The organism is Pseudomonas sp. NPDC087614, assembly GCF_044743485.1.
GTDB classification, from domain to species: domain Bacteria; phylum Pseudomonadota; class Gammaproteobacteria; order Pseudomonadales; family Pseudomonadaceae; genus Aquipseudomonas; species Aquipseudomonas baetica_A.
On the sequence record NZ_JBIUWN010000109.1, the window covers coordinates 1,855 to 11,068 of the forward strand.

Consider the following 9,214-nt stretch of genomic DNA (forward strand, 5'->3'; position numbering starts at 1 on the left):
ATCATGCCGTGCGGCGCAGTATCAGCAGATGGCGTTGGCCTTGGCAACCGGGTACGGCCAAGGCGTGTTCGCTATCGAGTTTGAAGTCTGCCGGCAATGCTACCAGCTCATCGGCCGGATGAACGCCCTTCATTGCCAGCCAGCGTGTATCCGCGTCGCCCAGATGGCGAGTCCAGTTGGTGAAGTTCTCCATGCTGCTGAACGCCCGGGAAATAATCCCGTTGAAGGGTTGTGCTGGCTGCAGAGCTTCGACGCGACTGTGGATAACTTGGAGGTTATCCAGTTTCAATTCGAGTTTGACCTGGGTCAGGAAGCGGGTTTTCTTGCCGTTGCTGTCCAGACAGGTCACTTGCGAGTCTGGATACAGGATCGCCAACGGGATGCCCGGCATGCCGCCACCACTGCCAACATCGAGCCAGCGGCCGTTTTCGATGAACGACATCACACTCAGACTATCGAGCAGGTGGCGAGAAACCATTTCGTCAGGATCGCGAACAGCCGTGAGGTTGTAGGCCTGGTTCCACTTGATCAACAGGGCCAGATAACCCAGCAGCAATTCATGCTGGGTTTCACTGAGATTGACACCGAGCTCGCGGGCTCCTGTGGATAACTCTTCAGCGTGTTGCGAAGTGACCTTAGAACTCAAGCGCTTTGCTCCAACTGACGGCCCGCGCCGCGTTTTTTCAAATGAATCATCAACAGCGAAATCGCTGCCGGGGTCACGCCAGGGATACGCGAAGCCTGCCCAAGCGTCTCTGGACGAGTCGCGCCGAGCTTGCTCTGGATCTCCTTGGAGAGACCGGAAATGTTGGTGTAATCGATATCCACAGGCAGCTTCGTGTCTTCACTGGCGCGCAGACGGGCGATTTCGTCCTGTTGACGATCGATGTAACCGGCGTATTTGGTCTTGATTTCAACCTGTTCGGCAACCTGGGGGTCTTCGGCACCGTTGCCGGTCACTTCGACCAGACCAGCGTAGTCGATTTCCGGACGACTCAAGAGGTTGAGCAAGTTGTATTCGTGGGTCAGCGGTGTGCCGAATTTTTCCGCAATCGCATCGCCTTGCGGTGTACCCGGGCGAACCCAGGTGCTTTTCAGGCGCTGCTCTTCGAGTTCGATGCTTTCGCGTTTCTTGCAGAAGGCCGCCCAACGCGCGTCATCGACCAGACCCAGCTCGCGACCTTTTTCGGTCAGACGCAGGTCGGCATTGTCCTCGCGCAGGATCAGGCGGTACTCGGCCCGGGAAGTGAACATGCGGTACGGCTCTTGTGTGCCGAGGGTGATCAGGTCGTCGACCAACACGCCGATGTACGCTTCATCACGGCGCGGGCACCAGGGTTCTTTGCCTTTGGCACGCAAAGCGGCGTTGGCACCGGCAAGCAAACCTTGCGCACCGGCTTCTTCGTAACCGGTCGTGCCGTTGATTTGCCCGGCGAAGAACAGACCGCCGATGACTTTGGTTTCCAGGCTGTACTTCAGATCCCGCGGGTCGAAGTAGTCGTACTCGATCGCATAACCCGGACGCACGATGTGCGCGTTTTCCATGCCGCGGATCGATTGCACGATCTGCAATTGCACGTCGAACGGCAAGCTTGTGGATATCCCGTTCGGATACAGCTCATGGGTGGTCAAACCTTCCGGTTCGATAAACACCTGATGGCTTTCCTTGTCGGCAAAGCGGTGGATCTTGTCTTCGATCGACGGGCAATAACGCGGGCCGATGCCTTCGATTTCACCGGCAGCGGAATACATCGGCGAACGGTCGAGGTTCGCGGCAATGATTTCGTGGGTGCGGGCGTTAGTGTGAGTAATCCAGCAGCTCACTTGGCGTGGATGCTGTTCTTTGTTGCCCATGAACGACATCACAGGGATCGGCGTATCCCCTGGCTGCTCGGTCATCACCGAGAAATCCACAGACTTGCCGTCGATACGCGGTGGCGTACCGGTTTTCAATCGACCGACACGCAGTGGCAGTTCACGCAGACGGTGAGCCAGCGCGATGGACGGTGGATCACCGGCACGGCCGCCGGAAAAATTCTGCAACCCGATGTGGATAAGTCCGCCGAGGAATGTTCCGGTGGTCAACACCACGGAGTCTGCGAAGAAACGCAGACCCATTTGCGTAACAACACCGCGCACTTGTTCCTGCTCAACGATCAGGTCGTCGGCAGCCTGTTGAAATATCCACAGGTTCGGCTGGTTTTCCAGAATTTCGCGGACAGCGGCTTTGTAAAGAATGCGGTCCGCTTGTGCACGGGTTGCACGTACGGCCGGGCCTTTACGGCTGTTCAAAACGCGAAACTGGATGCCGCCTTTATCGGTAGCCATGGCCATCGCACCGCCGAGGGCGTCGATTTCCTTGACCAGATGGCTTTTGCCAATGCCACCGATAGCCGGGTTGCAACTCATGGCGCCGAGGGTTTCCACGTTATGCGTCAGCAACAGGGTTTTTGCCCCCATACGTGCTGAGGCCAGTGCTGCCTCGGTACCGGCATGACCGCCGCCGATGACGATCACTTCAAAACGGGAAGGGAAATCCACCACGCACCTCGTGCCTGCTTAAGTAGGTCATTCAGGAAAAATTTGAGATCAGGTTTTTGGACCTGGTCGGCAAGTATAGGGACTTCGCCCTTCCTAAAGAACCCTTTGCACAAAATTTAACCAGCTGTGGAGAACTCGAGGTTAAAAGAATAAAAAAGAAAGAAATTTATAAAACCTTTGTTTTTATGTTTATTCTTACTGACCCGCCTTTCTGTGGATAAATCTCTACAGACCTTTATATTCAATGTGTACAGAGATTCAAAACCCTGTGCCCATGTACCAATGAGATCCTTGGATAACCGGTGTAAGCCTGTGGATGAAAGGGGTTGTTATCCACAGGGTGGGTTATATCCAGTTTTTTTGCCCTGTTATCAACTGACCTCAGAGGCAGTTATTCACAGGGCTTAATCCACAGAAATCTGGTGAATGAGCGCGAGTCGGGTACAGGGAGTCCGCTCAGGAAGAACACATCTGCCCGGCACTCAAGGAAGGATTTATAAAAAGAGGGAGTCAGACAGGCCGCGATTGGGCCTGTCTGTGAACAGCAGGAGGACTATTTTCCGATGCAGAAGCTGGAAAATATCCGTCCGAGCAGATCATCGGAGCTGAATGCTCCAGTGATTTCACCCAGCGAGTGCTGGGCCTGACGTAAATCTTCAGCCAACAGCTCGCCAGCGCCAGCCAAGGTTAATTGCGCACGACCGTGTTCAAGGGCCGCACTGGCATGGCGTAACGCTTCCAGGTGTCGCCGGCGGGCACTGAAACTGCTTTCCGAGGTTTGTTCGTAACCCATGCAAGCCTTGAGATGTTCGCGCAGCAATTCAAGGCCTTCGCCCGCCGATTTGGCGCTCAGGCTGATAGTCACATGGCCGTCATCGCTGACTTCCAGAACAATCGCTTCACCGGTCAGGTCTGCCTTGTTACGGATCAGGGTAACTTTGGCGGGATCGGGACGGATTTCGAGGAATTCGGGCCACAAGGCGAACGGATCCAGCGCTTCTGGAGCTGTCGCATCGACTACCAGCAGCACACGATCGGCTTCACCAATGGCTTTCAAAGCGCGCTCGACTCCGATTTTCTCCACCTGGTCGTCGGTATCACGCAGACCGGCGGTATCCACAACGTGCAGCGGCATGCCATCGATGTGGATGTGTTCGCGCAAGATGTCTCGGGTGGTACCGGCAATCTCGGTCACGATCGCGGCTTCGCGCCCGGCCAATGCATTCAGCAGGCTCGACTTGCCGGCATTCGGCCGTCCAGCGATCACCACCGTCATGCCGTCACGCAGCAAGGCACCCTGGCCGGCTTCGCACAGCACTGTGGATAATTCATCACGCACCTTGTCGAGCATGCTCAGCACATGGCCATCGGCGAGGAAGTCGATTTCTTCTTCCGGGAAGTCGATGGCAGCTTCGACGTAGATGCGTAGACCGATCAACTGTTCGGTGAGGTTATGCACACGTTGGGAAAACGCACCCTGCAAGGAACGCAGCGCGTTACGCGCTGCCTGTGCAGAACTGGCTTCGATCAGGTCCGCGATGGCCTCGGCCTGGGCCAGGTCGAGTTTGTCATTGAGGAACGCTCGCTCACTGAATTCCCCCGGGCGAGCCAAACGGCAACCCAGTTCGAGACATCGTTTGAGCAGCATATCGAGTACGATCGGGCCGCCATGGCCTTGCAATTCCAGTACGTCTTCACCGGTGAACGAGTTAGGCCCTGGGAAGTACAACGCCAGGCCTTCGTCCAACACCTGCTGATCGTCGCTGTAAAACGGTCCGTAATGGGCGTAACGCGGTTTCAGTTCTCGGCCGCTGATGGCTTTGGCTGCAACACTGGCCAACGGCCCGGAAATACGGACGATGCCCACACCGCCACGACCTTGAGCGGTGGCAACGGCTGCAATGGTTTCACGAGGTGTGCTCATAAACCGGAATCCAGACAAAAGTGACAGATAGCAAAACGCCCCACTAGGGGGCGTTTTGAGTGGTGTTATCCACAGAGCAAGTTACGCCTCGGCTTTTTTCGTCGCCGCTTCGATCTTACGCGTGATGTACCACTGCTGGGTAATCGACAGGCAGTTGTTCACAACCCAGTACAGCACCAGACCAGCCGGGAACCACAGGAAGAAGAAGGTGAAGATGATTGGCATCATTTTCATGACCTTCGCCTGCATCGGATCCGGAGGAGTCGGGTTCAACTGCTGCTGGATGAACATGGTTGCACCCATGATGATCGGCAGAATGAAAAACGGATCCTTGATCGACAGGTCAGTGATCCACAGCATGAATGGCGCTTGGCGCATTTCCACGCTTTCCAGCAGAACCCAGTACAGCGAAAGGAAAACCGGCATCTGCACAAGGATCGGCAAGCAGCCGCCCAGTGGATTGATCTTCTCTTTCTTGTACAGCTCCATCATGGCTTGCGACATTTTCTGCCGGTCATCGCCATGTTGTTCTTTCAGTGCAGCCAGTTTCGGCGCAACGGCACGCATGCGCGCCATCGATTTGTAGCTGGCAGCCGACAGAGGGAAGAAAAGCCCTTTGATCAGCATGGTCAGGAAGATGATCGACCAGCCCCAGTTACCCACAATCGCGTGGATATGTTGCAGCAGCCAGAAGATTGGCTGGGCAATGAACCAGAGGATGCCATAGTCGACGGTCAGTTCCAGGCCTGGGGACAACTGTTTAAGCACTGCCTGGCTTTTCGGACCTGCGTACAGAACAGCACTGGTTTCAACTTTGGCACCCGGGGCAGCGGTCAGTGTAGGACCGGTGTAACCGATGATGTAGTTGCCTTTGCTGTCTTTACGGGTCTGGACGATGTTGTTTTCGCCCTTGGCCGGAATCCATGCAGTCACGAAGTAGTGTTGCAGCCAGGCTACCCAACCACCGGTGACAGTTTCTTTGAGTTGGCCCTTGTCCATGTCCTTCATGGACACTTTCTTGTACGGCTCCGAACTTGTCCACAGGGCGGCGCCCAGGTAAGTCGCGGTACCGGTGGCAGTAGTGGACGAAGGATCGGCGCTGTTATCGCGCTTCAACTGGGCGAACATCGCGCCGTTCCAGGGCTGAGCGCTCTGGTTATCCACAATGTAGGAAACGGCTACGTCATACAGGCCACGTTTCAAGGTGAAACGCTTGATGTAATTGACGCCGTCCTTGCTGAACTTCAGGTCTACGACCAGTTGGTCCTGACCGTCAGCCAGTTGATAAGTCTTCTTCTCCGAGGAGTAGACCGGGCGACCTGCCGGATTGGCGTCCGGACCGTTGGTGCCGATCAGACCGCTTTGCGCCAGATAAACACGCTCGCCGCCGTTATCGAACAGCTGGAAAGGAACGTCCGGACGATCCTGACGACGTGGATACAGAGGCAAGGTCAGTTGAGCAACGTCACCACCTTGTGGATCGATCGCAAGATCGAGCACGTCGGTTTTGATCTGGATCAGATCCTTGCTGGCGGCTACCGGTGTTTCGGCAGGTGCGCTGGTATCGCTTGCGGCACGCGGAATATCGTCACTGGCTTCAGCATTATTGCCAGTGGCGGTGTCCGGCAAACCGGATGTAGTCGTACTGGAAGCAACATTCTGAGTCGGCAGGGCAGCTTGGCCATAGTCCTGGTTCCATTTAAGAACCATAACGTAGGCCACGATTGCCAGGGCGACGATCAGGATCGTGCGTTTGATATCCATGATTACTCGGCCATCGAAGAATAACGGGAGGTAGTGATAGGTGGAAACGGGTAATAACCACCGGTATTCCACGGATGACAGCGACCTAAACGACGAAAGGTCAGCCAGCCACCGCGCAGAAGGCCATGATTTTCAATGGCTTCATACGCGTAGCAGGAACAACTGGGGTAGAAGCGACAGTGACTGGCCATCAGAGGACTAATGGCATAGCGATAAAACTGGATCGGAACGAGGGCCAGTTTACGCATCTGAACTGTCTACCCCTACAGTTTCGGTTTTGACTGCTGGAACTGGCTTGTTACGTGCCAAACGCTTCCAGAGTTTGCCGAAATGCTGAATCAATTCGGGGTTTTCTACATCACCTAAACCTTTGCGCGCGACGATAACGATATCCCAACCAACCAGTGAATCCTGGTGAAGACGGAACGATTCGCGCATCAAACGTTTGAGGCGATTGCGCTCAACGGAGAGCTTTACGCTCTTTTTCCCGATAACCAGCCCTAGACGGGGGTGATCAAGATCGTTGTTGCGTGCAAGGAGCAGGAGATTTTTCCCCGGAACCTTGCCGGTAGGGGAGTCAAAGACTGCCTTGAAATGCCGGGCGGTAAGCAGACGCTTTGCCCGACTGAAGTCCTGACTCACCTCCAGTGCCGGATTATCAAACTGCCAGACGCGCACGACCTTTGGCGCGACGACGCGACAGGACGGCACGACCGTTTTTGGTAGCCATGCGAGCACGGAAACCGTGGGTACGAGCGCGTTTGATAGTGCTTGGTTGGAAAGTACGTTTCATGTCGTGTTACCTGGTTCGTCCACAACGGGCCGGAATGGCCCCCGTTTTAAGAGACCGGGGATTCTAGAGAAAGCAAGCCTTCAGGTCAATTTCCAACCAACGTTTCCTTATAAATAGATCACGAGGCGTCTTTGGCCGACACCCTGTTCGCCATACATAAAAATAAAGAAGGGAATTATTTAAAGCTTTTCTGTAAAGCTTATAAAAGCTAGCCCCGGCCCTGACTGTGGATAACTGCTTTCAGCCCTTGTTTTACTTCGTGTACAGCCAATGACAACTACAGTGGAAAACGGTGTTCAGCCTGTGCTGCGCTGTCGGATAAGCTGTGTGTGGAATGGGCAGTTATCCACAGTCTGGTTATCCACCGAGTTCAACCCCCACTTGTCCAGTGACCTTAGAGGCGGTTATCCACAGAGCTTATTCACACACCGTTGGTCGCCTTTTTTCCAGTTAACGCATTGATAAATCATGTTCACCGGGCAACCTGCATGTGGATAAGTAAACGGCTCGCCGCTACAATGGCCGCTTGTTTTTGCCTCACCGGCTTTCAACTTAGGGGATATCCGTGTCAGTGGAACTTTGGCAGCAGTGCGTGGAGCTTTTGCGCGAGGAGCTGCCGGCCCAACAATTCAACACCTGGATCCGTCCACTACAGGTCGAAGCCGAAGGCGACGAGTTGCGCGTTTACGCACCGAACCGTTTTGTCCTGGACTGGGTCAACGAAAAGTACCTGGGGCGCGTCCTTGAACTGCTCGATGAGCACGGCAACGGCATGGCGCCAGCGTTGTCCTTATTAATAGGCAGCAAACGCAGTTCGGCACCTCGTGCAGCACCCAATGCTCCGTTGGCCGCCGCGCAAGCTTCCCAGGCCCAGGCAAATGCCGCGCCTGCCAGCACGCCAGCGCCCGCCCCGACGCCAGCGGCGGCCAAGCGTTCTACGCAGAAAACCGCCGAAGTCAGTGAAGAGCCGTCCCGCGACAGCTTCGATCCGATGGCCGGTGCCGCGTCGCAGCAAGCCCCGGTTCGCGCCGAACAGCGCACCGTGCAGGTCGAGGGTGCGCTCAAGCACACCAGTTATCTGAACCGCACGTTCACCTTCGAGAACTTCGTCGAAGGCAAGTCCAACCAACTCGCCCGAGCGGCAGCCTGGCAAGTGGCAGACAACCCCAAGCATGGCTACAACCCGCTGTTCCTTTATGGTGGAGTGGGTCTGGGTAAAACCCACTTGATGCACGCGGTGGGTAACCATCTATTAAAGAAGAATCCGAATGCCAAGGTCGTGTACCTGCATTCAGAGCGTTTCGTGGCCGACATGGTCAAGGCACTGCAACTGAACGCGATCAACGAATTCAAGCGTTTCTACCGTTCGGTGGACGCTTTGCTGATCGACGATATTCAGTTTTTCGCCCGCAAAGAGCGCTCGCAGGAAGAGTTTTTCCACACTTTCAACGCCCTGCTTGAAGGTGGCCAACAGGTCATTCTCACCAGTGACCGCTACCCGAAAGAAATCGAAGGCCTTGAAGAACGCCTCAAATCCCGATTCGGGTGGGGGCTGACGGTTGCCGTCGAGCCGCCGGAACTGGAAACCCGTGTAGCGATCTTGATGAAAAAGGCCGACCAGGCCAAAGTCGAGTTGCCTCACGACGCAGCGTTCTTCATCGCCCAGCGAATTCGCTCCAACGTCCGCGAGCTGGAAGGTGCGCTGAAACGCGTAATCGCCCACTCGCACTTCATGGGCCGCGACATCACCATCGAGCTGATTCGCGAATCCCTGAAAGACCTATTGGCGTTGCAGGACAAACTGGTCTCTGTGGATAACATTCAGCGCACTGTCGCCGAATACTACAAGATCAAGATCTCCGACCTGCTGTCCAAGCGCCGTTCGCGCTCGGTGGCTCGTCCGCGTCAGGTGGCCATGGCATTGTCCAAGGAACTGACCAACCACAGCTTGCCGGAAATCGGCGATGTGTTTGGCGGTCGCGACCACACGACAGTTTTGCACGCCTGCCGCAAGATCAACGAACTTAAGGAATCCGACGCGGACATCCGCGAGGACTACAAGAACCTGCTGCGTACACTGACCACTTGATGAACACCAGCGCAGCTTATTAAGGCAAGGGACTAGCCCTGCAACCAAGCCCTTTGCGATGACGGGCGCGGGGCTGAGCAGAAAAAAAATGGTTGTAATAGGG

Annotated in this window: 8 protein-coding genes; 1 reads left to right on the top strand and 7 read right to left on the bottom strand. The window is 55.4% G+C overall.

Annotated features, from left to right (window positions below):
- Position 1: 1 nt before the first annotated feature.
- The 7 genes from rsmG to rpmH form a co-directional block, all read right to left on the bottom strand.
- A complete protein-coding gene (gene rsmG / locus ACIOWA_RS25780; protein WP_339431429.1) occupies positions 2 to 646 on the bottom strand; it encodes a 16S rRNA (guanine(527)-N(7))-methyltransferase RsmG in 645 nt (214 codons plus the stop codon).
- The gene (gene mnmG / locus ACIOWA_RS25785) at positions 643 to 2,541 is read right to left on the bottom strand and encodes a tRNA uridine-5-carboxymethylaminomethyl(34) synthesis enzyme MnmG (protein WP_339431428.1); all 1,899 of its coding nucleotides are present in this window, start codon (positions 2,539 to 2,541) and stop codon (positions 643 to 645) included. The genes rsmG and mnmG overlap by 4 nt, the downstream gene beginning before the upstream one ends.
- Before the next feature lie 553 nt (positions 2,542 to 3,094).
- Entirely contained in the window at positions 3,095 to 4,465 is a 1,371-nt protein-coding gene (mnmE, locus tag ACIOWA_RS25790) for a tRNA uridine-5-carboxymethylaminomethyl(34) synthesis GTPase MnmE (protein ID WP_339465114.1), read from the bottom strand.
- A gap of 81 nt (positions 4,466 to 4,546) precedes the next feature.
- The gene (gene yidC / locus ACIOWA_RS25795; RefSeq protein ID WP_339431426.1) at positions 4,547 to 6,229 is read right to left on the bottom strand and encodes a membrane protein insertase YidC; all 1,683 of its coding nucleotides are present in this window, start codon (positions 6,227 to 6,229) and stop codon (positions 4,547 to 4,549) included.
- A gap of 2 nt (positions 6,230 to 6,231) precedes the next feature.
- Entirely contained in the window at positions 6,232 to 6,477 is a 246-nt protein-coding gene (yidD, locus tag ACIOWA_RS25800) for a membrane protein insertion efficiency factor YidD (RefSeq protein WP_401162586.1), read from the bottom strand.
- The gene (gene rnpA, locus ACIOWA_RS25805) at positions 6,470 to 6,871 is read right to left on the bottom strand and encodes a ribonuclease P protein component (RefSeq protein ID WP_401162594.1); all 402 of its coding nucleotides are present in this window, start codon (positions 6,869 to 6,871) and stop codon (positions 6,470 to 6,472) included. The genes yidD and rnpA overlap by 8 nt, the downstream gene beginning before the upstream one ends.
- A gap of 16 nt (positions 6,872 to 6,887) precedes the next feature.
- Positions 6,888 to 7,022, bottom strand: coding sequence for a 50S ribosomal protein L34 (gene rpmH / locus ACIOWA_RS25810; RefSeq protein ID WP_003213577.1), 135 nt, complete (start codon positions 7,020 to 7,022; stop codon positions 6,888 to 6,890).
- Positions 7,023 to 7,587: 565 nt separating this feature from the next.
- Here rpmH and dnaA point away from each other — a divergent pair.
- Positions 7,588 to 9,111, top strand: a complete 1,524-nt coding sequence (gene dnaA / locus ACIOWA_RS25815; protein ID WP_339431425.1) for a chromosomal replication initiator protein DnaA — start codon at positions 7,588 to 7,590, stop codon at positions 9,109 to 9,111.
- Positions 9,112 to 9,214: the final 103 nt, after the last annotated feature.